The sequence below is a fragment of the Pseudomonas sp. xss_4 genome, from assembly GCF_043104125.1.
Taxonomy (GTDB): domain Bacteria; phylum Pseudomonadota; class Gammaproteobacteria; order Pseudomonadales; family Pseudomonadaceae; genus Aquipseudomonas; species Aquipseudomonas parafulva_B.
This window is the reverse complement of record NZ_JBICKJ010000048.1, coordinates 61,828-87,429: the sequence shown is the minus strand read 5'-3', so window position 1 is coordinate 87,429 and position 25,602 is coordinate 61,828. Positions and strand designations below refer to the sequence as shown.

The window sequence follows — 25,602 nt, the reverse complement described above, 5'->3', positions numbered from 1 at the left end:
ATGCATGCCATCAGCTTCATTCAGGACCTGGCGGTCATCATGCTGGTTGCAGGCGTGGTCACCATTGTTTTTCATCGTCTCAAGCAGCCAGTGGTCCTCGGCTATATCGTCGCCGGTTTCATCATAGGCCCTCACACGCCCCCCTTCGGTCTCATTCACGACGAAGACACCATCAAAACCCTCGCCGAGCTCGGCGTGATCTTCCTGATGTTTTGCCTAGGCCTTGAGTTCAGTCTGCGTAAGCTGTTCAAAGTGGGCGCCACGGCCTTCATAGCCGCCTTTCTGGAAATTGTGCTGATGATCTGGATCGGCTTCGAGATAGGGCGTTGGTTCGGCTGGAACACCATGGACTCCTTGTTTCTGGGCGCCATTCTCGCCATTTCCTCGACCACGATCATCGTCAAGGCTCTCAATGACCTGAAGATGAAGAACGAACGGTTTGCACAGCTGATATTCGGCGTGTTGATTGTCGAAGACATACTGGGTATCGGCATCATCGCATTGCTTTCGGGTATCGCCGTCAGCGGCACCGTCAGTTCGGGAGAGGTATTTTCAACCGTCGGCAAGCTGTCGCTGTTCATGATTGTTGCCTTGGTGATTGGCATTCTGTTGGTACCGCGCGTACTGGCTTATGTGGCCAAGTTCGAAAGCAACGAGATGCTGCTGATCACAGTGCTGGGTCTGTGCTTCGGTTTTTGCCTGCTGGTCGTGAAACTCGAATACAGCATGGTCCTGGGGGCCTTCCTGATTGGTGCCATCATGGCCGAGTCGCGGCAGTTGCTGAAGATCGAGCGTTTGATCGAACCCGTCAGGGACTTGTTCAGCGCTATATTCTTCGTCGCGATCGGTTTGATGATTGATCCGCAGGTATTGGTCGACTACGCCTGGCCGATTTTGGTCATCACCTTGGCCGTTGTATTGGGCAAGATGCTGTCCTGTGGAATGGGCGCTTTCATCGCTGGCAACGACGGGCGCACGTCGTTGCGGGTAGGTATGGGCCTGTCTCAGATTGGCGAGTTTTCCTTCATCATTGCGGCCTTGGGGATGACCCTGCAGGTGACCAGCGACTTTCTCTACCCGGTGGCAGTCGCCGTCTCGGCCATCACCACGCTACTGACGCCCTATCTGATTCGCGCCGCTGATCCGCTGTCGATAAAACTGGGCAACGTAGTGCCTGGGCGGCTGGCTCGTGTGCTGTCCTTGTACGGGGAATGGCTGCGCAATATCCAACCCCAGGGCCAGAGTGCCATGGTAGCGGCGATGATACGGCGCATACTGTTGCAGGTAGGTGTAAACCTGGCATTGGTCATCGCCATATTCTTCAGCGGCGGTTACTTCGCAGGGCGGCTTGGCACTTGGCTCAGTCAGTGGGTGAGCGATGTGAGCCAGCAGAAGGCGGTGATCTGGGGGGCTGCGCTACTGCTCTCGCTACCATTTCTGATCGCGGCTTACCGCAAACTCAAGGCCCTATCGATGCTGCTGGCTGAGATGGGCGTCAAACCGGAAATGGCCGGGCGCCATACTCAGCGCGTACGGCGCGTGATTGCAGAAGTCATTCCGCTGATTTCGCTGCTGGTGATCTTTTTGCTGCTGTCGGCGTTGTCGGCGAGCATTCTTCCCACTAATGAACTGCTGCTGATCATTGCCATAGTGGCAGCGGTGGTGGTCGCCTTGCTGTGGCGTTGGTTCATCCGGGTGCATACACGCATGCAGATTGCGTTGCTGGAAACGCTGGAGAACAACCGGGACAACGGCCACTGACCCTGTGGCGAACGCTGCAGGCGGGCCGTGCTCACGGCCCGCAAGGTCCTTAGACCGAGGTGAGGGTGAGCCTGATCAGCTCTCTAGCCAGACGTCCCGTGCCCAATGCCAAACCGATTCCCAGCTGTCCTCACCGACAAGTTCCTCATCGGCATCCCACAGCACCACGGTGCCATCTTCCTCGACGCAATAGTAGTTGTCGCCGTCCTGGCACAGCGGAATCAGTTCCCGAGGCACCCCGGCGTCCCAGGCATTTGCTGCAACGTCCGGAAGGTAGGTGTGCGACTGCGGGTCAGTCACTGTGACAGGTTCCAGCGAGCCATAGACGACGTCGCTGACGTTCAGCAGAAATTCCTTGAACACGAACGGAATGTTGATGAACAGCTGCTCTTCGATTTCAACCAACTGATCCTCGTCTGGAAGCTCAAGGGGGACCGGTACTGGCTCGTTGGCTTCACGGAGTTGTTCGATCACTTCTTCCACGATTCACTTCCTCTGACCTAGATGACAACGCTGCGGGTTATACCCTAGTAGTGCGCTATGGCAAAAGCAAAAACCCCGGGGAGGCCCGGAACACTGTTCACTTGTAATCGTTGGGCCGCAGGGCAGCGCCAAGTGAGCAGCATCACGGGGCAAACCCGAGGTTTTTTTTGGACAGCAGGACAGGGTTAACTGTTTTGAAGAATACTTGCGGCGAGCCAGAATTGTTGGGGCCGCGAAGCGGCCCCACGTAACAACTGCTTTGAATAGCAGAGCTGGATTACCCGTTCTGACGGATACCCGCGACCAGCCAAGGCTGGTTCTCGCCCTTGGCGCGTACCATGTGCCAGCTCTCGCTGAACTGTTCACCTTGGTCGAAGCGCGAGTTCTTCGATACGCCACGGAAGGTGAGGGTAGCGTCAGTACGGTCGTCACGCTCATCCACGCCGTCCAGCTGTACATCAAGGTTGTCGATGTAAGTGGACTGGAAGCCATCACCCAGCTCGGCACGCTCGCGCTTAAGGAACTCGAGCATCTGCGGGGTCACGAACTCGGCGATCTTGTCCATTTCATTGGCGTCCCAGTGCTGCTGCAGCGACTGGAAGTGGTTACGGGCAGCTGCCAGGAAGCTTTGTTCGTTGAACCAGGCTGGCGCGTTGATGACAGGCGATGGCGCTGCCGCCGGTGCAGCCGAACCGCCGAAGATGTTTGGCTGTGCGGCCTGACCATGCACTTCACGTTGCATGGGGGCATTGCCAGGCATGGCCATGTGCGGCTGCTGCTGACGTCGCCGTGCGGCGATGAAGCGGAACACCAGGAAGGCGATGAGCGCGATGATCAGGAAGTCCATGATCTGGAAGCCTTCGAAGCCGTCACCCATGAACATGGATGCCAGCAGACCACCGGCGGCCAAGCCCGCCAGGGGGCCCAGCCAGCGCGAAGCACCACTGGCGGCGGCCGGTGCGCGGCCAGGAGCGGTCGGCGCGGCGGCAGGCGTGTTCGGCGTAGCTTGACGGGTCTGGTGAATAGGCGCGGAGCCAGCGCTCTTGCCGCCGCCAAATCGCTTGGCGTTGGCGTCCAGGCTCAGCGTCAGGCCGACGCAGAGCGCCAGTGCGATGCTAAGAAAACGTTGCATAAATGGGATATCCCCTGTTGTGGATTGCACGCGCGTCATGGTGCACATGTTCCAAGGCATATGACCAGCGACATAATGTTTCGAGCTTTTGCTTGATATGACTTATTTGAGCAGGCAACGACGCAGGCGTTCCTACTTGAGTTCGCCCCTGGACTGACGGCCTGTCCTCAGATTGCTTCAAGCTTGGCGTAGCCCACCATCAACCATTTGCTGCCTTCGGCAAAGTTGACCTGTACACGAGCCTGGGCCCCGGAGCCTTCGAAGTTCAGGATGACCCCTTCACCGAAAACGGAGTGCTGCACGCGCTGGCCGAGGTTGAATGCGGTTTCGGGGATATCCGCATTGGCAAACAGGTGGCTGTTGAGGGCTGTCTTCGGAGTGCCGAACGGGCGGCTGACACTGTTCGACAAACGTACTTCCTGCACCAGACCAGCCGGAATCTCGCGTACGAAGCGAGACACCTTGTTGTAGGTCTCACTACCGTAGAGCCGTCTTGTCTCGGCATACGTCATGACCAACTGACGCATGGCGCGGGTAATGCCCACGTAGGCCAGGCGGCGTTCTTCCTCAAGACGACCTGGCTCCTCCAGGCTCATCTTGTGCGGGAACAGTCCTTCCTCCATGCCCACCAGGAACACGTAGGGGAACTCCAGACCTTTGGCACTGTGCAAGGTCATCAGCTGCACACTGTCCTCGTGCTCGTCAGCTTGCGTGTCGCCGGCTTCGAGCGAGGCGTGACCAAGGAAGGCGGACAGTGGGGAGAGGTCGGCGTCCTCTTCGGTCGATTCGAAGTTGCGCGCTGCGCTAACCAGTTCCTCAAGGTTTTCCACCCGTGCCTGACCCTTTTCACCTTTTTCTTCCTGGTGATAGATGATCAGCCCGGACTGTTCGATGGTGGTCTGCGTCATGGTATGCAGCGGCATGTCTTCGACCTTGGCCGCAAGCCCGTCGATCAACTCGATGAACGCACCCAGCGCGCTGGCAGCCCGGCCCTTGAGCGCTTTTGCGGCGATGAGCTGGCACATCGCCTGCCACATCGAGACCTGGCTGTGACGTGCATGCTCGCGAATGGCCTCGACGGTTTTCTCGCCAATGCCGCGCGGCGGCACGTTGATCACGCGTTCCAGCGCCGCATCGTTGCCGCGGCCTTCAATCAGTCGCAGGTAGGCCATTGCATTCTTGATCTCTGCACGCTCGAAGAAGCGTTGGCCACCATAGATACGGTAGGGAATCCGCTCGCGCAGCAAGGCTTCCTCGAGCACCCGTGACTGGGCGTTCGAGCGATACAGAATAGCGATTTCGTCACGCGCGTTGCCTTGCTTGATCAGGCTTTCAATGGTCTCGACCACATAGCGTGCTTCGTCGTGTTCGTTGTAGGCGGCGTACAGCGTAATGGGTTCACCTTCACCCATGTCAGTCCACAATTCCTTGCCCAGGCGCCCGCTGTTATTGGCAATCAGGGCGTTGGCAGCCTTGAGGATGCCCCCGGTGGAGCGGTAGTTCTGCTCCAGGCGGATCAACTCGGCATCTGGGAAGTCGGCCGTGTACTGGTGGATGTTCTCGATCTTGGCGCCGCGCCAGCCGTAAATCGACTGATCGTCGTCCCCCACCGCCATCAGGCTGTCGCCACCACGGGCCAGCAGACGCAGCCAGGCGTACTGCACGGCGTTGGTATCCTGGAACTCATCGACCAGCACGTGACGGAAGCGGCGTTGGTAGTGGGCCAACAGGCCTGGGTGATCGCGCCACAAATCCAGGGCGCGCAGCAGCAACTCGGAAAAATCGATGACACCGGCGCGCTCGCAGGCCTGCTCGTACGCGGTGTAGACATCGCGCATGGTGGTCAGGAACAGGTCGCCGCCTGGCTGAATGTGCTGCGGGCGCAGGCCTTCGTCTTTCTGGCCGTTGATGAACCATTGGGCCTGGCGTGCCGGCCACTTCTGTTCGTCCAGCCCCAGCTCGCGCATCACCCGTTTTACCAGGCGCTGCTGATCGTCGCTGTCGAGAATCTGGAAGTTCTGCACCAGCCCCGCTTCCTGCCAGTGGGCACGCAACAGCCGATGCGCCAGACCGTGGAATGTCCCCACCCACATCCCTGCAGGGTTGATGCCCAACAATTGCTCGATCCGGTGGCGCATTTCAGCAGCAGCCTTGTTGGTGAAGGTCACCGACAGGATCGAGTGCGGGGATGCCTGCTCCACCTGGATCAGCCAGGCGATGCGATGCACCAGCACACGGGTTTTACCGGAACCGGCGCCAGCAAGCACCAGTTGACGCCCGACCGTAGCCGCTACAGCCTGGCGTTGGGCATCATTGAGGGAATTCAGCAGGAGGGAAAGGTCATCTGTGCTCATCTCGCCATTCTAGGGGGACGCTGAGCCAGGGGCAAACATCTACTGTATGAATATTCACCTTAGGCCCCTGCCGTTCATCGCGACAAGGGCGCCTGGGTCACACCAGGGCGCCATCTTTGGCGCACTGGCTGGCTACATCAGTCGAGCGCCTGGAGGTCTTCGATTGCGATGCGCAGGCTGCCATCTGCATGGATGATCTCCAGCATCTTGAAAACACACGGCCCTTCACGCAGGTATTCGACAGTCTTCTCGGTCAATACAGCATTGGCGATGACCCCAGTGTCCACCAGCTTGAGTTGCAGAACCTCCCAGCCGCCCCGGTGGCGAATTGCCGGCTCGACTAGTACCGGCTCGAACGCCGGACTTGGCACGGTGACGACACCGTGAACCCGGAAGGATTTCTGACCGCCTGCGGTCTGGTTGTAAGCAACGAAGTCTTTGAGTGTGCTCATGGGAGCCTCCTTGATGGTGAAAGTAGCGCATATGCGCATCGCTACTGTCTCCGTATCAAAGCTGGGCTACGATTGGGCAACGCTTCACCCGTGCCAGTTTCTGCCATGGCGGGCGAGCAGGCTGTTGGCCTGCTCAGGACCATTGCTCCCGGCAGGGTACGAGCGCGGAGTCTGGAAATGCGCTTCCCAGCCCTTGATGATGGGATCCACCCACGCCCAGGCGGCTTCGACCTCATCGCGTCGCATGAACAGGGTCGAGTCGCCTTCCAGCACGTCCAGCAACAAACGTTCGTAGGCTTCCCAGCGACGTGTCTTGCTGAAGACCTGGGCCAGGTTCAGGTCCAGGTCGACCGGCTCCAGGCGCATGCCCTTGCCGGGGATCTTGGTCATCATGCGCAGGCTGATGCGCTCGTCTGGCTGTAACTGAATCAACAGCTGGTTGACCTGGCCACCCTCGAACAGCGCATGCGGTACAGGTTTGAACTGGATGACGATCTGCGAGGAGCGCCGGGCCATGCGCTTGCCCGTGCGCAAGTAGAAGGGCACGCCAGCCCAGCGCCAGTTGTCGATGTGCACTTCGATGGCGACGAAGGTTTCGGTATCACTGTCGTTATCGACGTCCTTTTCAAAGTAATACGCGCCTACCTCCTGACCGCCGATATATCCGGCCCCGTACTGGCCACGAACAGTTTTCTCCTGGACGTCTTGTCCGGTAATCGGCTGAAGCGCTCGGAGAATTCGCACTTTCTCATCACGCACGGCCTCGGCTTCGAACTGCGCAGGCGGCTCCATGGCCACCAGGCAGAGCAGCTGGAGCAGATGGTTCTGCAGCATGTCGCGCATGGCCCCTGCTCGGTCGTAGTAGCCACCACGGTTCTCCACGCCCAAGGTCTCACCGACACTGATCTGCACGTGATCGACCTGCCCATTGCGCCACACCGGCTCAAGGAGTGCGTTGGCAAAGCGCAAGGCCATAAGGTTCTGGACGGCTTCCTTGCCCAAGTAGTGATCGATACGGAACACCTGCCGCTCTTCGAACACCGCTCCGATCGCTTCATTGATGGCAGTGGCCGACAACAAGGAGTGCCCGATCGGTTTCTCGAGCACAATACGCGCTTCGCTGTCGGCCAGCCCTGCGGTATGCAAATGGCTGGCAATGGGCGCGAACAGCGAAGGCGCGGTGGCGAGATAGAACACGCGCATCAAGCCCCCGGGCTCGCCCAGGTAGCGTGCCAGCCGAACGAAATCAGCACTCTGGGTCGCATCCATCGCGAAGTAGTCGACCCGGGCACAAAAGCGTCGCCAGATGTCTTCGTCAAAGTCGCGAAGAGCGATCTGTGCCCGGCAATGCCGCTCTGCAAGCTTGAGGTAGTCACTGCGCGGCAGAGGGCGCCGAGCCAGGGCGATTACCCGCACGGCAGGGTCGAGGCGATTGTCACGAAACAAGTGGTAGAGCGCGGGCAGCAACTTGTGCAGGGCCAGGTCGCCCGTGCCGCCAAAGACCAGAATGTCGCAAGGAATAGTCAAACCACCACGCTCCACGTTCGTTTAACTGGGCGGGTTGCCGTCCATGTAGTATAACTACAAGAAAGCTACAACCCGGCCAGCCGATCATAACCGAGTCCAGCCCGTGAATCTGTTGCAACATATCGCCCAATCGCGCCACCTGCTGCGCAAATCGGAACTGAAAGTGGCCGATCACGTGCTGCTGGACCCGGCCGCCGTCATGCACAGTTCGATGGCTGACCTGGCACATAGCGTCGGTATCAGTGAACCGACCATCGTTCGTTTCTGCAGGGCTATCGGGTGCTCGGGGTTTCAAGACCTGAAGTTGAAACTGGCGCAGAGCCTGGCCGCCGGGGCTAGTTTTGGTCAGTTTGCTATTCATGAAGACGACTCCGTCGCCGATTACAGCCTCAAGATCTTCGACACGACCCTGCATACCTTGATGGAGGTGCGTGAGCACCTTGACCCACAGGCGCTTCAGCAGGCCGTCAGCGCCATGGCGCAGGCGCAGCGTGTGGAGTTCTATGGTTTCGGCGCGTCCGGGGCCGTGGCAGCCGATGCCCAGCACAAGTTCTTCCGTTTGCTGCTCAGCGCGGCGGCGTACTCTGACCCGCACATGCAGGCGATGTCCGCCGTGACGCTCAAGCCTGGCGACGTAGCGGTGTGCATTTCGCAATCAGGCCGCTCGAAGGACTTGCTGATCACGGCCAACCTGGTCCGTGAAAGCGGCGCCAACCTGATCACGTTGTGCCCCAGCCAGACCCCGCTGGCCGAGCTGTCCACGGTCAACCTGGCCATCGACGTTCATGAAGACACCGAGATCTATACGCCTCTGACCTCGCGCATTGCTCACCTGGTGGTCATCGACGTGCTGGCCATGGGCGTTGCCATGGCGCGCGGTCCAAGCTTGGTCAATCACCTCAAGAGCGTCAAGCGCAGCCTGCGTAGCCTGCGACTGTCGCCCAAGTCGATCAAAGCCCATGACGACTGAAGCCTGCTTCGGTTCCACGGGACGGCGCCATCATCGTTCACGACGCTGTCATCATCGCGCCTTCAAACGGTAAAACCATCGGGTCATTCTGAGCCTTCCGCATCCTTCCCGGGAATCAGGCAATGGCTCGTGACCACGACGGCATCTACCAACCCAACGCCAAGGCTCGCAAACAGCAGGAAAAGGACCAGCGACGCATGGAGTACCGCCGCGCTATCGAAAGTTACTGTGACCAACGGCAACTCTTGCGTGATGTCGCTGATTATCCTGACTTCGAAGGGCTCACTGCCTGGCAGGCAGCAGCGACGACTGACCCGAAAAACGCTCGACCAATGCGCTGATCAATGACCGCTCGCTGCGTATGAAGGCCTGAAAGGCGAGTGCGACCGGCGATTGTCGCTTGGCCTTGGATTGAACCACGCACCAGCTGCGGTACAGCGGCAACTCCTCGACAGGCAGTTCTACCAGGTTTCCCGTGGCCAGCTCCATGTTCACGGCATGGCGGGTCAACAATGCGATACCCAACCCGGCTATCACGCATTCACGCTGGGCATCGGCCGAAGCCACTTCGAGGGTTTGGGTGAAATGCACGCGCTTTTCCTTGAAATACTCCTCGCAAGCCTTGCGGGTGCCTGAGCCTTGTTCGCGTATCAGCAGCGTATGGGGCTCGAGGTCTTGCAGGCGCAGCCGCGGCAGCCTACACAGGGCATGCTCAGGCGGTGCGACGGCAATGATCGGGTTGTTCAGGAACGGCAGGAAGTCCAGCCCCATGTCCTGCGGCACCATGGACATGATGATCAGGTCATCACGGTTATCGGACAGCCGCCTGATGGCCTGTGCCCGGTTGACTACGGTCAAGGTCAGGTTGACTTCCGGGTGCCGCCGCTTGAATGCCGCGAACAGATGCGGCACGAAATATTTGGCGCTGGACTCGATCGCCAGCTTCAACTGCCCTTGCAATGACCCTTGCATGTCCGACAACTGCATATCCAGGCTCTCCAGCCGCCCGAAGATGTCGTGACTGGCACGTTGCAGCGCTTCGGCGGCTTCCGTGAGGTACAACTTCTTGCCCACGTATTCGAACAACGGCTGGCCAATCAGCTCTTCGAGTTGACGGATCTGTAGACTAACGGCGGGTTGCGTGAGCGCCATCTCTTCGGCCGCGCGGCTATATGAGCGAAGATCACACACCTCATTGAAGACCTGCAATTGACGCAATGTCATACGCATCAAGGACTTACGCATTTTGTTCGACTCGTCGGCAATACCTTGTAACTTCACTATAAGCTTTTGCTAATACTGCCCCTAACAAATATTGATTTTTGTTTATCGACCTACAGCGCTAGGGTGAATCTGCGACTGGCCAAACAACAACAGGCCACGCGCCGACCGGTAGAACCGTGTCGACTGTTCATACGGCTTTGGGAAGAATCCAGTGATAAAAAAAATCCTGATCGCCAACCGAGGTGAAATTGCAGTTCGGATCGTGCGCGCTTGCGCCGAAATGGGCATCCGCTCGGTAGCGATCTTTTCCGACGCCGACCGGCATGCGCTGCATGTGAAGCGTGCAGACGAAGCCTACAGCATTGGCGCAGAGCCACTGGCCGGGTATTTGAATCCTCGCAAGTTGGTGAACCTGGCAGTGGAAACGGGCTGCGATGCCTTGCACCCTGGCTATGGCTTTCTCTCGGAAAATGCGGAGTTGGCCGAGATCTGCGCCGAGCGCGGGGTCAAGTTCATCGGGCCTGCTGCCGACGTCATTCGCCGCATGGGCGACAAGACCGAAGCGCGTCGCACCATGATCGCCGCGGGCGTTCCGGTCACCCCAGGCACAGAGGGCAACGTCGCCGACATTCACGAGGCGCTCAGTGAAGGCGATCGTATTGGTTACCCAGTAATGCTCAAGGCGACGTCGGGTGGTGGCGGCCGTGGTATTCGCCGCTGCAACAGTCGCGAAGAGTTGGAGCAGAACTTCCCGCGCGTGATTTCCGAGGCCACCAAGGCATTCGGTTCGGCAGAAGTGTTCCTGGAAAAGTGCATCGTCAACCCCAAGCATATCGAGGCGCAGATTCTCGGCGACAGCTTCGGCAATGTCGTGCACTTGTTTGAGCGCGACTGCTCCATCCAACGCCGTAACCAGAAGCTCATCGAAATTGCACCGAGCCCGCAACTTACCCCAGAGCAACGCGCGTACATCGGCGACTTGGCAGTACGTGCAGCCAAGGCGGTGGGCTACGAGAACGCCGGTACCGTTGAGTTTCTGCTGGCCGATGGCGAAGTGTATTTCATGGAAATGAACACACGCGTGCAGGTCGAGCACACCATCACCGAGGAAATTACCGGTATCGATATCGTGCGTGAGCAGATCCGCATCGCATCGGGCCTGCCCCTGTCGGTGAAGCAGGAAGATATCCAGCACCGTGGTTACGCCCTGCAGTTTCGCATCAATGCCGAAGACCCGAAGAACAACTTCCTGCCCAGCTTTGGCAAGATCACTCGTTATTACGCGCCAGGTGGCCCCGGTGTGCGTACCGATACCGCCATTTACACCGGCTACACCATTCCACCGTTCTACGACTCGATGTGCCTGAAGCTGGTGGTGTGGGCATTGACGTGGGAAGAGGCCATGGATCGCGGCCTGCGGGCCTTGGATGACATGCGTGTACAAGGGGTCAAGACCACTGCGGCGTATTACCAGGAAATCCTGCTTAACCCGGAATTTCGTAGCGGTCAGTTCAATACCAGCTTCGTTGAGACCCACCCGGAACTGACCAACTATTCGATCAAGCGCAAACCCGAAGAGCTGGCCCTGGCCATCGCTGCCGCCATCGCCGCCCACGCAGGCATTTGAATACAGCAGCAAGCTGCCAAACCCAGATTGCCAGCCAGCGCCAACGCGTCTGTGCAGGCCGGCTGAGGCGTGAAGCTTGCCGCGACGAGGAGATAACAATGTCCAAGAAGATTCACGTAACCGATACGATCCTGCGCGACGCCCACCAGTCTCTGCTGGCCACCCGTATGCGCACCGAAGACATGCTGCCGATCTGCGAGAAACTCGACAAGGTCGGTTATTGGTCGCTGGAAGTCTGGGGGGGCGCCACCTTCGATGCCTGCGTGCGCTTTCTGAAGGAAGACCCGTGGGAGCGCCTGCGCAAACTGCGTGCAGCACTGCCCAACACGCGCCTGCAAATGCTGCTGCGCGGCCAGAACCTGCTGGGTTACCGTCACTACAGCGACGATGTGGTCAGGGCATTCGTCGCCAAGGCCGCCGTCAATGGCATCGACGTATTCCGCATCTTCGACGCCATGAACGATGTGCGTAACCTGCGTGTGGCCATCGAGGCGGTCAAAGCCTCGGGCAAGCACGCCCAGGGGACCATCGCCTACACCACCAGCCCGGTGCACACCATCGAGGCGTTCGTGAACCAGGCCAAGCAAATGGAGGCCATGGGTTGCGACTCGATCGCCATCAAGGACATGGCCGGCCTGTTGACCCCGTTTGCCACGGGCGAGTTGGTCAAGGCGCTCAAAGCCGAGCAATCGCTGCCTGTCTTCATTCACTCGCACGACACCGCCGGCCTGGCCGCCATGTGTCAGCTCAAGGCTGTGGAAAACGGCGCCGACCACATCGATACCGCCATCTCCAGCTTCGCCTGGGGCACCAGCCACCCGGGTACCGAGTCGATGGTTGCTGCGCTCAAGGGTAGCGAGTTCGACACCGGCCTGGACCTGGAACTGCTGCAGGAAATCGGCTTGTACTTCTACGCCGTGCGCAAGAAGTACCACCAGTTCGAAAGCGAGTTCACCGCCGTGGATACCCGCGTGCAGGTCAACCAGGTGCCGGGTGGCATGATTTCCAACTTGGCCAACCAGCTGAAAGAGCAGGGCGCGCTCAACCGCATGAACGAAGTGCTGGCAGAGATCCCGCGTGTGCGTGAAGACCTCGGCTTCCCGCCGCTGGTGACGCCGACCTCGCAAATCGTTGGCACCCAGGCGTTCTTCAACGTGCTGGCCGGCGAGCGCTACAAGACCATCACCAACGAAGTGAAGCTGTACCTGCAAGGCGGTTACGGTAAAGCCCCTGGCGTGGTCAACGAGCAGCTGCGCCGCCAGGCGATCGGCAGCGAAGAAGTGATCGACGTGCGCCCGGCCGACCTGCTCAAGCCAGAGATGACCAAGCTGCGTGCCGACATCGGTGCCTTGGCCCGTTGCGAAGAGGACGTGCTGACCTTTGCCATGTTCCCGGACATTGGTCGCAAGTTCCTCGAAGAACGCGAAGCCGGCACCCTTACCCCGGAAGCGTTGTTGCCAATTCCGGAGGCTGGCGCCGTTTCTGCGCCAGGCGGTGAAGGCGTCCCGACCGAGTTCGTCATCGACGTGCACGGTGAAACCTACCGCGTCGACATCACTGGCGTTGGTGTGAAAGCCGAAGGCAAGCGCCACTTCTACCTGTCGATCGACGGCATGCCGGAAGAAGTGGTGTTCGAACCCCTTAACGAGTTCGTTGGCGGCGGCGGCAGCAAGCGCAAGCAGGCTAGCGAGCCGGGTCACGTGAGTACCAACATGCCCGGCAACATTGTCGATGTGCTGGTCAAGGAGGGTGACATGGTCAAGGCCGGCCAGGCCGTGCTGATCACCGAAGCCATGAAGATGGAGACAGAAGTGCAGGCGGCCATAGCCGGCAAGGTCGTGGCAATCCACGTGGCCAAGGGCGACCGTGTCACGCCGGGTGAGATCCTGATCGAGATCGAGGGCTGAGTAGACCCTAATCTATAAGCGGTTTACCTCGGGGGAGCGGATGCTCCCCTTTTTCTTTGCTGGATTCACCGGCCTCTTCGCGGGTAACCCGCTCCCATAGGATCGCCGCAGGTTCCGACATCGAGTTAATCCTGTGGAAGCTGGCTTGCCGGCGATAGGGCCGGTGAAGCCAGCGCAAAAATCAGTCTTTGCGGCAAGCCTCGAGGGTTTCTACTTGGCCCTCTGGCTGTTGATTCTCATCACTCAACCACCGCTCAAACCCGGTAGCCACCTGCGGCCACTCATCATCGGTAATCGAATACCAGGCCGTATCGCGGTTGTGGTCCTTCACCACCAAGTGCTTGCGGAACACCCCTTCGAAGGTGAAACCAAAGCGCTCTGCCGCGCGCTTGGAGCGGGCGTTGGCGTTGTTGCACTTCCACTCCAGCCGGCGGTTGCCCAGTTCGAAGCTCAGCTTACCCAGCAGGTACACCGCCTCGGTGCCCTTAGGGGTGCGCTGCATGGCGGCGCCGAAGGCGATGTGGCCGATTTCGATCCGGCCGTGGTCGGGCACAATCGACATCAGGCTGAGAATGCCCTGAGCCTGGCCGGTGGTACGGTCGATGACGGTGTAGAACAGCGGGTCGCGGCCTGCGGCGTTGCCGTCCAGCCAGCGGTCGAAGGCGGCACGCTCGGTGAACGGGCCATAAGGCAGGTAGTCCCATAGCACCGGGTCGGCGGTTGGGCCCTGCAGCACTTCCCAGAGGTCGTCGCCATGGCGCGCAGGGTGGAGCTTTTCCAGGCGGATGAAGCGGCCCTCGATGGGCTCGGCCTGGGGCGTTGCGGCGGGTTTCCAGTTCAATGCGTCTGTCATGTTCAGCCTACAAGCCTTTGCGAAATTGGATAAAGCCCGAGCGCTCGGCAACCTGCTGATACAGGCTGACGGCGGTGGCGTTGGTTTCGTGGGTCAGCCAGTGCACCTTAATGCAGTTATCGCCCTTGGCTGTGGTGTAGACGTGCTCGATCAGCTGGCGACCAACGCCCAGACCACGCTGCGCGCTGTCGACGTACAGGTCCTGTAGGTAGCAGGAGTTCTCGATGCTCCAGTTGGAACGATGGTAGATGAAGTTGACCATCCCCACCGCCTTGCCATCCACCCAGGCCAGTGCCGAATGGGTCGGCTCACTCGGGTCGAGCAGGCGCTGCCAGGTGCTCAGGCTGACGTCATCTGCCAACTCGGTTTCGTAGAAGTGCAGGTAGGCTTGCCACAGGGCGTGCCAGGCGGCGTGATCTTGAGCGGTGACAGGGCGCAGGGTAACGCTGGGCATGGGCTATTCCTTCAAAGCTGGCGCATGTGCGCTGCGAGTTGGTTATCCAGTTGATCGGGGCTGGCGGTCAGGCCTTCGCGCACGCCGGCGATGTCTTGTTTGGAGCGGTTCTGGCTGAGCTTGCGCGCACCTTGCAGGCGGGCGATGGGCAGGCGGATACCGACGATGGCGCGGAGCATGCCGTCGAGGTAGTCAGCCGGGGCGTCGGTGACGCTCCATGGCTCGTTGCGGCCTTGTTCGTGGCGCTCGGTCAGGCGGCTGACGATAGTCAGCAACGCTGCTGGGTCTTGGATTATCTCGGCCGGACCATAAGCGTGTACTGCCAGGTAGTTCCAGGTCGGCACGACCTTGGGGTTATCGGCTTTGCTTGGGTAGTACCCGGGGCTGACATAGGCATCGGCGCCGGGGAAGACCAGCAGGGCTTCGCCACCTTGTGCCAGGTCCTCCCATTGGCGGTTGGCCCGTGCCAGGTGCGCATAGACGGTCCCTAGCTTGCCTTCGCCGGTATCGACCAGCACCGGCAGGTGTGTGGCCAACAAGCCTTGTTCTCCTTGGCTGACCAGCACGGCCAGGCGGGTATCGAGCATATGCTGATGCAGGCGGCCGAGGTCGTCTTCCTGGTGAGGTTTGCTGTTGTACATGCTCGGTTTCCTTGTGCAATGGTGCCATCCTAAGCAGGCTATTGGTTCTGGGTAAGAGCCATTACTGCCTGTTTTGATAGGTCCAATACCATGAGCGATAGCCCCCTCGTTTTGCCTTTCGACCCTTCCGGAATTGCCTTGGATCACCGCCGCGGGCTTAGCCAGCAGCTGTACCAGGCGCTGCGAGCGCGGGTGCTGGATGGGCGCCTGAGCAGCGGAACCCGGTTGCCGGCCACCCGTGAGTTGGCCACCATGCTGGGGTTATCACGCAACAGCGTGGTGCGGGCCTATGACCAGTTGTACGCCGAGGGCTACATCGAAAGCCGGGTGGGTGATGGCACTTACGTGAGTCGGCTACCAAAACTATCCACACAAGTATCCACAGGGTTATCCCATGGGTTATCAACAGACTTATCCACATTTCCTGTAAATGATACTGAGGATTTATCCAGCAACCGGCGTTTCAGTGACGCTTTGCAGCGACTGAAAACCAACTACTTGCCGCCGCCAAGAAGCGGTCAGCCCCGTGCTTTTCGCGTCGGTATTCCCGCATTCGACCTGTTCCCGTTTGACGTCTGGGCCAAGCTGCAGGCGGGTTTCTGGCGTCATCCGAGCCCCGCTCAACTGGGTTATGGCGATCCGGCGGGCGAGCCGATGCTGCGCGAACTCATCGCTGCCTACTTGCGACGCTCGCGTGGGCTGAGTTGCATGGCTGAACAAATTGTGATCACCAGTGGTGCACAACAGGCCATCAGCCTTTGTGCACAGTTGCTGCTGCAACCAGGCGACGGTGTGGCTGTGGAAAACCCGGGCTATCGGGCAGCCGGTCATGCCTTCGTACTGGCGGGTGGCCGGGTGCGTGGTGTAGCGGTGGATGAAGAGGGGATGGATTGCACTCGGCTAGCGCAATTGGAGGATTGCCGGCTGGCCTACGTGACGCCTGCTCATCAGTACCCGACCGGGGTGACCATGAGCCTGGCGCGTCGCCTGTCACTCCTGGCCTGGGCCGAGCGTAACGACGCCTGGATTATCGAGGACGACTATGACGGTGAGTACCGATACCGTGGCGCGCCCTTGGCCCCGCTTGCAGCGCTCGACCCGCACGGGCGGGTGCTGTATGTCGGCACCTTCGGCAAAATCGCCTTCCCGGCGCTGCGCCTGGGTTACCTGGTGCTGCCGCCGCCGCTGGCCCAAGCGTTCAGCCAGGGCAAGGCGTTGGCGGTGCGGCATTCTGAGGTCAGCAGCCAATGCGTGATGGCCGAGTTCATGGCCCGTGGGCACTTTCAGCGGCATATCCGGCGCATGCGCAAGGCGGCGTTGAGCCGGCGCAATGTGCTCAAGGCCGGCTGGCCTATGGATATTCCCGGGTTGGGTGCCATGCCGGCAGTGGCGGCCGGGCTGCATGTGAAGGTAGATGTGGATAACTTTGCGCGTGAGCAGGAACTGGTAGCCAAGGCTGAAGCGGTGGGCGTAGAGGTGACGGCGCTGAGCAGTTTCTGGTTGGCGGACAGCGAGGTGCCTGTGGATAAGCGGGCAGGGCTGGTGCTGGGGTTTGCAGCGGTGCCGGAAGGGGAAATTGCCGATGCCTTGATGAAACTGCGCAAGGCTTGGCGGCCACTTCGCGGTTAAACCCGCTCCAACAGGATCTGCACAGCACTTAAGGTCAGCGCTGTACCTGTGGGAGCGGGTTTACCCGCGAAGCAGGCGACTCAGGTCCCGGACTTGATTCTGGTCCATGCGCGGGTCCGCGCACGCTCCGCATCTCGCGCCAATGGCTTGAGGGTGTACAGCTTGGTCATTGCCTCTGCCGTCGGGTACAGGTTGGGGTTGTTGCGAATCGCTGGGTTCACCTTGTCGGTCGCATCCTTGTTCGGGTTGGGGTACCCGACAAAGTCGCTGATCGGCGCAATCACCTCCGGCCGCAGGAGGTAATTGATGAACTTATAGGCGTCTTCCGGGTTGGCCGCGTTTTTCGGTATCGCCAGCATGTCGAACCAGATCGGTGCGCCTTCCTTGGGCAGGCGCATGTCCACCACGACACCGTTGTTGGCCTCGCGGGCACGGTTGGCAGCCTGCGAGAAGCTGCCGCTGTAGCCCACGGCGACGCAGATATCGCCATTGGCGATGTCTGCCATATACTTCGACGAGTGGAAGTAGGTGATATACGGGCGAATCTTCAGCATCAGCGCCTCGGCCTTCTTGTAGTCGGCCGGTTTGTCACTATTGGGTGGCAAGCCCAGGTGCTGCAGGGCCAGCGGCAGAATCTCCGACGGCGAGTCGAGCAGGGCGACGCCACATTGCTTGAGCTTGGCAATGTTCTCTTCCTTGAAGATCAGGTCCCAGCTGTCCACCGGCGCATTGTCGCCGAGCGCAGCCTTGACCTTGGCCGGGTTGAAGCCGATCAGTATGGTGCCGTACATGTACGGCACGGCAAACTTGTTACCTGGGTCGTTGGCCTCGATCAGCTTCATCAGGGCCGGGTCCAGGTGTTGCCAGTTCGGCAGCCTGCTGCGATCGAGCGACTGGAACACGCCGGCCTCGATCTGCTTGGCCAGAAACACGTTGGATGGCACCACCACATCGTAACCAGAGTTGCCGGTCAGCAACTTGGCTTCCAGCGCTTCATTGGTATCGAAGATGTCATACACCAGCTTCACACCGCTGTCCTTTTGGAAGTCAGTCAGCGTCTGCGGGGTGATGTAATCGAACCAGTTGTACACGCGCAGCGTGCGCTGTTCGGCCTGGGCGTGCAGGGTACCTGCGCACAGTACTGCAGCAACGAGAGGGGCGAGTAGCTGTTTGAGGGTGGCCATTATCGAGCTCCGGGTTGTGCGCGTTGGAAGCCTTCGAGCACGTTGACGGCGTTGATGCCGATTTCTTCCACGGCATAGCCACCTTCCATCACGAACAGGGTGGGCTTGCCGAGCTGCGCGATGCGCTTGCCCATCTCCAGGTAATCAGGACTGTCGAGCTTGAACTGGGAGATCGGATCGTCCTTGAATGTGTCCACCCCCAGCGATACCACCACTACCTCCGGCTCATACGCGGCGATGCGCTCGCAAGCGTCTTCCAGAGCTGCTCGCCAGGTCGACCAGTCACTGCCTGCCGGTAGCGGATAATTCACGTTGCAGCCCTCGCCGGCACCGGCTCCGGTTTCGTCGGCATAGCCCAGGAAGAAGGGGAACTCATCCTGAGGATCACCATGAATGGAGGCGAAGAAAACATCGGCGCGGCTATAGAAAATGTCCTGGGTACCATTGCCGTGGTGGTAGTCCACGTCGAGGATGGCCACCTTTGCTCGCCCTTGGTCGAGGAAGGCCTGGGCAGCGATGGCTGCATTGTTCAGGTAGCAGTAGCCCCCCATGACGTCGCCTGCCGCGTGGTGCCCCGGTGGACGACACAATGCGAACGCGGCGTGGGCACCCTGCTCGATGGCCGCTTGCGCCGTGAGCGCGACCTGGGCTGCGCTGTAGGCGGCCTGCCAGGTGCCTGCCGTGATGGGCGCCCCTGCATCGAAACTGTAGTAACCCAGCTCACCGTGCAACCCGGTGGGCTTGACCGCCCGCAACGTGCGAGCAGGCCAGGTATAGGGAAGCAGATCGCCCTCCTGGCCCATGGCTGCCCAGCGCGCCCAGGCACCTTCGAAGAAGTCGAGGTAGTCGGCACTGTGTACGCGCAGCAACGGCGCACGGCCAAAATCGTCAGGGCCTCTGACCTCACCCAGCTCGCGTTTGCGTACCTGGGCCAGGACGTGATCGGCACGCGAGGGCATTTCGAAGCAAGGCATGAGCTTGCCGTCGATCAGCTCGCAGCGGCCATGGTGCAGACGGTGATCATCGGAATAGATCGTCAGCATTGTTGTTCTCCGGTGGGTACTGGCGTGCATCCATTGTCACGAACGGGGCCGCTTAGCGAGAACGTCCGAATCGGCCAAAAGAGGATAGATATGGCCAACGTCGACCACCTTCATCTTCGCGGCAGTTTCCCTGGGCCTAGCAGCAGGGTCAGCCACGAAACCGAGTCGGCGCCACGCCACTCCAGCGCACAAAGGCATGACGGAAACTGGCCGTCTCGCTGTACCCAAGCGTTTCGGCAATGCGGTGGATCGGCATGTGCCCGTCGGCGAGCAGTTCCTTGGCCCGTTCGAACTTCAACTCATCGAGCAATTGCTGATAGCTGCTGCCCAGCGCCTGCAAATGACGGCGAAGCGTACGGGACGAGCAGTTCATCTGCCGTGCCAGGCCCTCCAGGCCCGGCGCCGCTTCCAGTTGATTGACAAGCAGTTGGCGGACGCGCCCCAGCCATGCCTGCCGGCCGGTGAACTCGAGGTTCAGGCGTCGGCATCGCTCTTTCATGGCCTTGTGGGTGATCGGGTCGGCCAGGGGAAGTGGCGCGTCTAGCCAGTGCCGCTCGAAGGCAAAGGCATTGTCATGGGAGGCGAAGGTGGTCGGGCACTGGAACATGCGCCTGTAGCACGCGTGGTAATCCGGGCGCAGGTGCTCGAAGCGAGCCCCGAGCAGCGGCAGATCGAGGCCTAGCAAGTCGTCGCAGATGACCTTCAACGACACCATGCAGAATTCGGCGTTGAAAGCGCTGAGCGCAGGGCTGTCCCGATAATCGCTGGCGCTGAGCCAGACACTGTGGCCGTCGTCGACCAGACGCAAGGTAAAAACTGTTCCCAGCAGTGCCGGATACTCCAAGGCCAGGCTCAGGGCGTCACCCAAAGTGGCACTGGACAGCAGGGCGTACCCCAGCATGCCGTAGGAAGACACGCGCATGCGCTGGCCCAACTCCAGGCCAATATCCTCCCGACGTGCCACGGCATTGGCACAGACCTGCAGTTCCTGCTGGGTCGTGATGCGTGCATCGGCATGGCCAAGGTCCGCTGGGCCTATGCCGCTCCCGGCCAGCAGTTCCGAGGCTTCGCAGCCTTGAGCCTGGAAGACGTTGAGAATCAGCGAAACCGCGTTGAGGGTGGTCAGGTGGCTGTGCAGCATGCTGGGTGGTCCCGTAGGTCTGGGACGCATTACCGAGCAAGTTGTATGCCGAGTGCCGTCAATGCCTGCCAACCGGCACCGGGCGGGCAAAAAAAAGCCCGAAGCATACGCCCGGGCTTAGGAAAGGTTGAGAGGTGTCTAGTCCCTCGACCTGGTGAGACGGTTACAACGTGCTGGTCAGGCCTTGAGCGGAACCAGACGCGGGGCAATCATGTTTTCCGGGCGCAGGATGTCGTCGAGCATCGCGTCGTCCAGCAGCTTCTCTTCGCGCACCAGTTCAAGCACACCGCGGCCGGTTTCCAGGGCAACGCGAGCGATACGGGTGGCGTTTTCGTAGCCGATATAAGGGTTCAGGGCAGTGACCAGGCCGATCGAGTGCTCGACCAGTTCACGGCAGCGCTGCTCGTTGGCGGTGATGCCGACGATGCAATGCTCGCGCAGCATGTCCATGGCGCGTTGCAGCAGGCGAATCGAGTCGAAGATCTTGTAGGCGATCAACGGCTCCATCACGTTCAACTGAAGCTGGCCGCCTTCGGCCGCGACGGTCAGGGCCAGGTCGTTGCCCATGATAGCGAAGGCCACTTGGTTCACCGCTTCAGGGATCACCGGGTTTACCTTGCCTGGCATGATCGAGCTGCCTGGCTGACGGGCCGGCAGGTTGATCTCGTTGATGCCGGTACGCGGGCCGCTGGACAGCAGGCGCAGGTCGTTGCAGATCTTCGACAACTTGACCGCGGTGCGCTTGAGCATGCCGGAGAACAGTACGAAGGCGCCCATGTCGGAGGTGGCTTCGATCAGGTCGGCAGCCGGTACCAGCGGCTGGCCACTGATGGTTGCCAGACGCTGTACGGCCAGAGCTTGGTAGCCCGGGTCGGCGTTGATGCCGGTGCCAATCGCGGTGCCACCCAGGTTGATCTCGGTGAGCAGCTCAGGTGCCAGCGAGCGCAGACGGTTGAGGTCTTCGGTCATGGTGGTGGCAAAAGCGCGGAATTCCTGGCCTAGGGTCATCGGCACGGCGTCCTGCAGCTGGGTACGACCCATCTTCAGTACGTGGTCGAACTCTTTACCTTTGGCAGCAAAGGCCTGGATCAGGCTGTCGAGGCTGGCCAGCAGGGCGTCGTGGCCCAGCAGCAAGCCCAGGCGAATAGCGGTGGGGTAGGCGTCGTTGGTCGACTGCGCCATGTTCACATCGTTGTTGGGGTGCAGGTACTGGTATTCACCCTTCTGGTGACCCATGGCCTCCAACGCAACGTTGGCGATGACTTCGTTGGCGTTCATATTGGTGGAGGTACCGGCACCCCCTTGAATCATGTCGACCACGAACTGCTCGTGGTAGTCGCCCTTGATCAGACGGGCGCAGGCTGCACTGATGGCAGCGTGCTTTGCATCGCTCAGGTGGCCCAGCTCACGGTTGGCATCGGCAGCCGCCTGCTTGACCATGGCCAAGGCCACGACCAGCTTGGGGTAGTGCGACAGGGGGACGCCAGAGAGGTGGAAGTTGTTGGCAGCGCGCAGGGTCTGGATGCCGTAGTAGGCATCGGCAGGAACTTCAAGGGTGCCCAACAGATCTTTTTCGACGCGGAACGATGCAGCAGCGGACATGATAAATATCATCTCGAGTTTGACCCGGCACATGCCGGAATGGCGCCAATCCTAGGCCCTAAGGTGTTTTTGCGGCCAATGCTGTTGCACGCTAACCTATGCACAAACGGCATAGTGATAGATGTGACGCCGATTGATTTTCGAGCGTGTTCCATTTTGGTGCACGGCAGGGGAGCGGCCCAATGAACCTTGAAAGCAAATGGCTGGAGGACTTTAGTGCCCTGGCCTCAACCCGCAGTTTTTCCCAGGCGGCGGAGCGGCGCTTCGTGACGCAGCCGGCCTTCAGCCGCCGGATTCGTAGCCTGGAGGCAGCCTTGGGGCTTACCCTGGTCAACCGTTCCCGCACCCCTATCGAGCTGACAGAGGCGGGCCAGCTGTTTTTGGTAACAGCCCGTACGGTTGTCGACCAACTGAGCGAAATTCTTCGCCATTTGCATCATCTCGAGGGTGGCCAGGGCGAAGTGATTCAAGTGGCGGCCGCGCACTCGCTCGCGTCGGGCTTCTTCCCGCGCTGGGTGGCCCAGCTGCGCAACGATGGGCTGAACATCGCCACCCGGCTTGTTGCCACCAACGTCGGCGATGCAGTGCATGCCTTGAGGGAAGGCGGCTGCGACCTGATGCTAGCGTTCTACGACCCTGATGCAGCCTTGCAGATGGACGCCGAAATCTTTCCCTCGCTGCACATGGGCACCACCGAGATGTTGCCCGTTTGTGCCGTGGATGCCGCAGGCAAACCGTTGTTCACCCTGGAGGGTGAAACCAGCGTGCCATTGTTGGCCTACAGCGCCGGCGCCTTCCTTGGCCGTTCGGTGAACCTGCTGCTGCGCCAGCGCAATCTGCGCTACACCACCGTCTATGAAACCGCCATGGCTGACAGCCTCAAGAGCATGGCCCTGGAGGGGATGGGGGTGGCATGGGTACCGCGACTGTCCATGCGCGGTGAACTGGAGCGTGGGGAACTTGCGATCTGCGGTGGCAGCCAGTGGCACGTGCCGCTGGAAATTCGCCTGTATCGCTGCGCCTTGGTCCGCAAGGCCAACGTGCGCTTGCTGTGGCGCAAACTGGAGTCGACCAGCGTCCAAAGCGAGGCATCATTTTGAATTGTATTTCAGATAATCCGCGATGGTTGCGCGGTTCTTGTCGCTGTAGCGATAGCAGTTCGAGCGAGCGGTTACCCGTGGGTGAGTGTAGGTTTCGCATACCCAGCCGTTGAACTTAAGTTCGGCATCTTCGTGGGTAGCGCCCAGCATGTGGCCGATTTCATGGGCGGGAGCGCCATACGCGGCGATTGATGAGATAGCCGTGTTCTGCTTCGTGTAGGCAAGTCCAGCGGTGTAGTTCCAACCGCTTCGATCGTAACTGTCGCGGGTTAGCAGCAGGTGTTTGTCCACGAATGAAAAAGGGCTATGCCGCGTTTTTTCATGGATGCCGTCGGTAAACACTTCCAGTATTTGCGACGATGGCATGCCTGCATACGCAATATCGGTGATAAGAGGTACGTTTCGCTGAAAGATCACTTCAATGGGGTGATCGGTAAAACGGCGCATTTCCTTAAGCCAATGCTCAAAGTAGTCGTTGTGCAGTTGAGCGTCCTGCATGTCGGCCAAGTCGTCATGAATATAGACGTTGACGGTCAGTGAACGGGCTGCCGAAGCGTTCAATGCCTGCACACTGAACAGAAGGGCAAGCGAGATCGTTGAGAGGCGTGGAATAGTCATGTGCACCTGCCTGGGTCATTGATTGAAGGCCCTAGCATTCAGCGTGCAGCGCCCAGGCAGCAGCGGGAAAAACTTGTCCCGCGAGACAGCTTGCCCTTTGATCCGGCATGTGCTTATGGGGGTGGGCGCTCCCTTCATGAATACGCTACAATCCTGCGCCTTCGGCCGACCTGGTCGATTCATAATCCGTATGACAAGCCACGCCGGTCCACCTGCGTGGCTTGTTGCTTTTAGCGCGCCAGAAGGCGCTTGCAGGAGAGGCTCGACGATGAGTGCACTGGTTGGCGTGATCATGGGCTCCAAGTCCGATTGGTCCACCCTTAGCCACACCGCCGATATGCTGGAAAGACTCGGCATTCCCTACGAGGTGAAGGTGGTTTCCGCCCACCGTACGCCGGATCTGCTGTTCCAGTACGCCGAAGAAGCTGACGGTCGGGGCATCGAGGTGATCATCGCCGGTGCCGGTGGTGCGGCCCACTTGCCTGGCATGTGCGCGGCCAAGACCCACCTGCCGGTGCTGGGCGTGCCCGTGCAGTCGTCGATGCTTTCAGGTGTTGATTCGCTGCTGTCGATCGTGCAGATGCCGGCCGGCGTGCCGGTTGCCACGCTGGCCATCGGCCGCGCGGGCGCGATCAATGCCGCGCTGTTGTCGGCCAGCATCCTCGGCGCCAAGCACCCTCAGTACCACGCGGCGTTGAAGCAGTTCCGCACGGAACAGACCGACACCGTGCTGGATAACCCAGATCCGCGTCAGGCTTGAGGTTCAACCCATGAAAATCGGTGTAATCGGAGGCGGCCAGCTGGGTCGCATGCTAGCACTGGCGGGTACTCCGCTGGGCATGAACTTCGCCTTCCTCGACCCGGCGCCTGATGCCTGTGCCGCCTCTCTGGGCGAGCACCTGCGCGCAGGCTATAGCGACCAGGAGCAGCTGCGCCAGCTGGCCGACCAGGTTGACCTGGTTACCTTCGAGTTCGAGAGCGTTCCGGCCGAGACCGTGGCTTTTCTTTCGCAGTTCGTGCCGGTGTACCCAAGTGCCGAGGCCCTGCGCATCGCCCGCGACCGTTTGTTCGAGAAAAGCATGTTCCGTGACCTGGGGATCCCCACCCCTGCGTTCGCCGACATCCTGTCGCAGGCAGACCTAGACGCCGCAGTGGCGAGCATCGGTCTGCCAGCGGTGCTCAAGACCCGGACGTTGGGCTACGACGGCAAGGGCCAGAAAGTCCTGCGCACCGCGCAGGACGTGGTAGGCACCTTTGCCGAACTGGGCAACGTGCCGTGCCTGCTCGAAGGCTTCGTACCCTTTACCGGTGAAGTATCGCTGGTCGCTGTGCGGGCCCGCGATGGCGAAACACGGTTCTACCCGCTGGTGCACAACACGCACAACAGCGGCATCCTGCACCTGTCGGTCGCCAGTCAGGCGCACCCGCTGCAAGCGCTGGCTGAAGACTACGTCGGTCGCGTGTTGCAACAACTCGATTATGTCGGGGTCATGGCGTTCGAATTCTTCGAGGTCGACGGCGGGCTCAAGGCCAATGAAATTGCACCGCGCGTGCACAACTCCGGGCACTGGACCATCGAAGGCGCCGAGTGCAGCCAGTTCGAAAACCACGTGCGTGCCATCGCCGGTTTGCCATTGGGTTCCACGGCCAAGGTCGGCGAGAGCGCCATGCTCAACTTCATCGGTGAAGTTCCCCCAGTGGAGCAGGTCGTGGCCATCGACGACTGCCACCTGCACCACTATGGCAAGGCGTTCAAGGCCGGGCGCAAGGTCGGACATGCCACATTGCGGTGCCAGGACATGGCCACGCTCGAGCACAAGATTGCGCAAGTGCAGGCGCTGATCGGCAACTGATCGAGCGTCAATTCGAACTTCTGCATCCGGCGGGCCCTCTGAAGTGG

Annotated in this window: 23 protein-coding genes; 9 read left to right on the top strand and 14 right to left on the bottom strand. The window is 60.2% G+C overall.

The window, feature by feature from the left end:
- Entirely contained in the window at positions 1-1,761 is a 1,761-nt protein-coding gene (locus ACF8GB_RS09750; protein WP_196185260.1) for a cation:proton antiporter, read from the top strand.
- A gap of 75 nt (positions 1,762-1,836) precedes the next feature.
- On the opposite strand, the gene ACF8GB_RS09745 is transcribed toward ACF8GB_RS09750, so the two are convergent.
- The 5 genes from ACF8GB_RS09745 to zwf form a co-directional block, all read right to left on the bottom strand.
- On the bottom strand, positions 1,837-2,244 hold the full coding sequence (locus ACF8GB_RS09745; RefSeq protein WP_023532298.1) for an SMI1/KNR4 family protein: 408 nt from the start codon (positions 2,242-2,244) through the stop codon (positions 1,837-1,839).
- 277 nt (positions 2,245-2,521) lie between these two features.
- Entirely contained in the window at positions 2,522-3,376 is an 855-nt protein-coding gene (locus ACF8GB_RS09740) for a Tim44 domain-containing protein (protein WP_058602732.1), read from the bottom strand.
- Between the two features lie 167 nt (positions 3,377-3,543).
- Positions 3,544-5,730 (bottom strand): DNA helicase II, encoded by a 2,187-nt coding sequence (gene uvrD, locus ACF8GB_RS09735; protein ID WP_058602733.1) that lies wholly within the window; start codon positions 5,728-5,730, stop codon positions 3,544-3,546.
- Positions 5,731-5,867: 137 nt separating this feature from the next.
- Positions 5,868-6,182 carry a hypothetical protein gene (locus tag ACF8GB_RS09730; RefSeq protein WP_058638788.1) on the bottom strand — a complete coding sequence of 105 codons (315 nt, stop codon included), beginning with the start codon at positions 6,180-6,182 and terminating at the stop codon, positions 5,868-5,870.
- Positions 6,183-6,266: 84 nt separating this feature from the next.
- Positions 6,267-7,709, bottom strand: coding sequence for a glucose-6-phosphate dehydrogenase (gene zwf / locus ACF8GB_RS09725; RefSeq protein ID WP_078479367.1), 1,443 nt, complete (start codon positions 7,707-7,709; stop codon positions 6,267-6,269).
- Positions 7,710-7,812: 103 nt separating this feature from the next.
- On the opposite strand from zwf, the gene hexR reads away from it, so the two are divergent.
- Both hexR and ACF8GB_RS09715 read left to right on the top strand, forming a co-directional pair.
- Entirely contained in the window at positions 7,813-8,679 is an 867-nt protein-coding gene (hexR, locus tag ACF8GB_RS09720; RefSeq protein WP_023532857.1) for a transcriptional regulator HexR, read from the top strand.
- Between the two features lie 122 nt (positions 8,680-8,801).
- Positions 8,802-9,020, top strand: a complete 219-nt coding sequence (locus tag ACF8GB_RS09715) for a PA3496 family putative envelope integrity protein (protein WP_078479366.1) — start codon at positions 8,802-8,804, stop codon at positions 9,018-9,020.
- Here ACF8GB_RS09715 and ACF8GB_RS09710 read toward each other — a convergent pair.
- A complete protein-coding gene (locus ACF8GB_RS09710; protein ID WP_058638789.1) occupies positions 8,962-9,924 on the bottom strand; it encodes a LysR family transcriptional regulator in 963 nt (320 codons plus the stop codon). The genes ACF8GB_RS09715 and ACF8GB_RS09710 overlap by 59 nt on opposite strands.
- A gap of 190 nt (positions 9,925-10,114) precedes the next feature.
- On the opposite strand from ACF8GB_RS09710, the gene ACF8GB_RS09705 reads away from it, so the two are divergent.
- Together ACF8GB_RS09705 and oadA are read left to right on the top strand one after the other, a co-directional pair.
- The gene (locus ACF8GB_RS09705; RefSeq protein WP_392526923.1) at positions 10,115-11,530 is read left to right on the top strand and encodes an acetyl-CoA carboxylase biotin carboxylase subunit; all 1,416 of its coding nucleotides are present in this window, start codon (positions 10,115-10,117) and stop codon (positions 11,528-11,530) included.
- Between the two features lie 98 nt (positions 11,531-11,628).
- The gene (gene oadA, locus ACF8GB_RS09700; RefSeq protein ID WP_058638790.1) at positions 11,629-13,437 is read left to right on the top strand and encodes a sodium-extruding oxaloacetate decarboxylase subunit alpha; all 1,809 of its coding nucleotides are present in this window, start codon (positions 11,629-11,631) and stop codon (positions 13,435-13,437) included.
- Positions 13,438-13,618: 181 nt separating this feature from the next.
- Here the strand turns inward: oadA and ACF8GB_RS09695 are convergent, their stop codons facing one another.
- The 3 genes from ACF8GB_RS09695 to ACF8GB_RS09685 are packed head-to-tail and all read right to left on the bottom strand — an operon-like array spanning position 13,619 to position 15,385.
- Positions 13,619-14,290, bottom strand: a complete 672-nt coding sequence (locus tag ACF8GB_RS09695) for a GNAT family N-acetyltransferase (protein ID WP_058638791.1) — start codon at positions 14,288-14,290, stop codon at positions 13,619-13,621.
- Positions 14,291-14,297: 7 nt separating this feature from the next.
- The gene (locus ACF8GB_RS09690) at positions 14,298-14,744 is read right to left on the bottom strand and encodes a GNAT family N-acetyltransferase (protein WP_058638792.1); all 447 of its coding nucleotides are present in this window, start codon (positions 14,742-14,744) and stop codon (positions 14,298-14,300) included.
- Between the two features lie 11 nt (positions 14,745-14,755).
- Positions 14,756-15,385, bottom strand: coding sequence for an FMN-binding negative transcriptional regulator (locus ACF8GB_RS09685; protein WP_078479364.1), 630 nt, complete (start codon positions 15,383-15,385; stop codon positions 14,756-14,758).
- A 90-nt stretch (positions 15,386-15,475) separates the two neighbouring features.
- Here ACF8GB_RS09685 and ACF8GB_RS09680 point away from each other — a divergent pair, with 90 nt between their 5' ends.
- A complete protein-coding gene (locus ACF8GB_RS09680; protein WP_392526921.1) occupies positions 15,476-17,014 on the top strand; it encodes a PLP-dependent aminotransferase family protein in 1,539 nt (512 codons plus the stop codon).
- An 80-nt stretch (positions 17,015-17,094) separates the two neighbouring features.
- Here ACF8GB_RS09680 and ACF8GB_RS09675 read toward each other — a convergent pair whose 3' ends face one another.
- The 4 genes from ACF8GB_RS09675 to aspA form a co-directional block, all read right to left on the bottom strand.
- The gene (locus ACF8GB_RS09675; RefSeq protein ID WP_058638801.1) at positions 17,095-18,198 is read right to left on the bottom strand and encodes a polyamine ABC transporter substrate-binding protein; all 1,104 of its coding nucleotides are present in this window, start codon (positions 18,196-18,198) and stop codon (positions 17,095-17,097) included.
- On the bottom strand, positions 18,198-19,241 hold the full coding sequence (locus ACF8GB_RS09670; protein WP_058602743.1) for a histone deacetylase family protein: 1,044 nt from the start codon (positions 19,239-19,241) through the stop codon (positions 18,198-18,200). The genes ACF8GB_RS09675 and ACF8GB_RS09670 overlap by 1 nt, the downstream gene beginning before the upstream one ends.
- A 148-nt stretch (positions 19,242-19,389) precedes the next feature.
- On the bottom strand, positions 19,390-20,382 hold the full coding sequence (locus tag ACF8GB_RS09665; protein ID WP_058638803.1) for an AraC family transcriptional regulator: 993 nt from the start codon (positions 20,380-20,382) through the stop codon (positions 19,390-19,392).
- Positions 20,383-20,559: 177 nt separating this feature from the next.
- Positions 20,560-21,984, bottom strand: coding sequence for an aspartate ammonia-lyase (aspA, locus tag ACF8GB_RS09660; RefSeq protein WP_058602745.1), 1,425 nt, complete (start codon positions 21,982-21,984; stop codon positions 20,560-20,562).
- 182 nt (positions 21,985-22,166) lie between these two features.
- Between aspA and ACF8GB_RS09655 the strand changes: the two genes are divergently transcribed.
- Positions 22,167-23,084 carry a LysR substrate-binding domain-containing protein gene (locus ACF8GB_RS09655; RefSeq protein ID WP_326383957.1) on the top strand — a complete coding sequence of 306 codons (918 nt, stop codon included), beginning with the start codon at positions 22,167-22,169 and terminating at the stop codon, positions 23,082-23,084.
- Here the strand turns inward: ACF8GB_RS09655 and ACF8GB_RS09650 are convergent.
- Complete coding sequence (locus tag ACF8GB_RS09650; protein ID WP_196185254.1) at positions 23,076-23,702, bottom strand: hypothetical protein; 627 nt, start codon at positions 23,700-23,702, stop codon at positions 23,076-23,078. The two genes, ACF8GB_RS09655 and ACF8GB_RS09650, sit on opposite strands and share 9 nt — an antisense overlap.
- A 268-nt stretch (positions 23,703-23,970) precedes the next feature.
- On the opposite strand from ACF8GB_RS09650, the gene purE reads away from it, so the two are divergent.
- Positions 23,971-24,462: a 5-(carboxyamino)imidazole ribonucleotide mutase gene (purE, locus tag ACF8GB_RS09645; protein WP_058638806.1), complete on the top strand. Its 492-nt coding sequence runs from the start codon at positions 23,971-23,973 to the stop codon at positions 24,460-24,462.
- 10 nt (positions 24,463-24,472) lie between these two features.
- Positions 24,473-25,555, top strand: coding sequence for a 5-(carboxyamino)imidazole ribonucleotide synthase (locus ACF8GB_RS09640; RefSeq protein ID WP_058638807.1), 1,083 nt, complete (start codon positions 24,473-24,475; stop codon positions 25,553-25,555).
- The last annotated feature ends 47 nt before the right edge of the window (positions 25,556-25,602 follow it).

Bases quoted from the DNA above. Each gene is read 5' to 3' on its own strand.
- ACF8GB_RS09655 (WP_326383957.1), top strand. From the start codon at position 22,167: ATGAACCTTGAAAGCAAATGGCTGGAGGACTTTAGTGCCCTGGCCTCA.
- ACF8GB_RS09665 (WP_058638803.1), bottom strand. From the start codon at position 20,382: ATGCTGCACAGCCACCTGACCACCCTCAACGCGGTTTCGCTGATTCTC.
- ACF8GB_RS09685 (WP_078479364.1), bottom strand. From the start codon at position 15,385: ATGTACAACAGCAAACCTCACCAGGAAGACGACCTCGGCCGCCTGCAT.
- uvrD (WP_058602733.1), bottom strand. From the start codon at position 5,730: ATGAGCACAGATGACCTTTCCCTCCTGCTGAATTCCCTCAATGATGCC.
- ACF8GB_RS09670 (WP_058602743.1), bottom strand. From the start codon at position 19,241: ATGCTGACGATCTATTCCGATGATCACCGTCTGCACCATGGCCGCTGC.
- ACF8GB_RS09750 (WP_196185260.1), top strand. From the start codon at position 1: ATGCATGCCATCAGCTTCATTCAGGACCTGGCGGTCATCATGCTGGTT.
- ACF8GB_RS09680 (WP_392526921.1), top strand. From the start codon at position 15,476: ATGAGCGATAGCCCCCTCGTTTTGCCTTTCGACCCTTCCGGAATTGCC.
- oadA (WP_058638790.1), top strand. From the start codon at position 11,629: ATGTCCAAGAAGATTCACGTAACCGATACGATCCTGCGCGACGCCCAC.
- ACF8GB_RS09740 (WP_058602732.1), bottom strand. From the start codon at position 3,376: ATGCAACGTTTTCTTAGCATCGCACTGGCGCTCTGCGTCGGCCTGACG.
- ACF8GB_RS09640 (WP_058638807.1), top strand. From the start codon at position 24,473: ATGAAAATCGGTGTAATCGGAGGCGGCCAGCTGGGTCGCATGCTAGCA.
- ACF8GB_RS09710 (WP_058638789.1), bottom strand. From the start codon at position 9,924: ATGCGTAAGTCCTTGATGCGTATGACATTGCGTCAATTGCAGGTCTTC.
- ACF8GB_RS09730 (WP_058638788.1), bottom strand. From the start codon at position 6,182: ATGAGCACACTCAAAGACTTCGTTGCTTACAACCAGACCGCAGGCGGT.
- aspA (WP_058602745.1), bottom strand. From the start codon at position 21,984: ATGTCCGCTGCTGCATCGTTCCGCGTCGAAAAAGATCTGTTGGGCACC.
- ACF8GB_RS09690 (WP_058638792.1), bottom strand. From the start codon at position 14,744: ATGCCCAGCGTTACCCTGCGCCCTGTCACCGCTCAAGATCACGCCGCC.
- ACF8GB_RS09650 (WP_196185254.1), bottom strand. From the start codon at position 23,702: ATGACTATTCCACGCCTCTCAACGATCTCGCTTGCCCTTCTGTTCAGT.
- ACF8GB_RS09715 (WP_078479366.1), top strand. From the start codon at position 8,802: ATGGCTCGTGACCACGACGGCATCTACCAACCCAACGCCAAGGCTCGC.
- ACF8GB_RS09695 (WP_058638791.1), bottom strand. From the start codon at position 14,290: ATGACAGACGCATTGAACTGGAAACCCGCCGCAACGCCCCAGGCCGAG.
- ACF8GB_RS09675 (WP_058638801.1), bottom strand. From the start codon at position 18,198: ATGGCCACCCTCAAACAGCTACTCGCCCCTCTCGTTGCTGCAGTACTG.
- purE (WP_058638806.1), top strand. From the start codon at position 23,971: ATGAGTGCACTGGTTGGCGTGATCATGGGCTCCAAGTCCGATTGGTCC.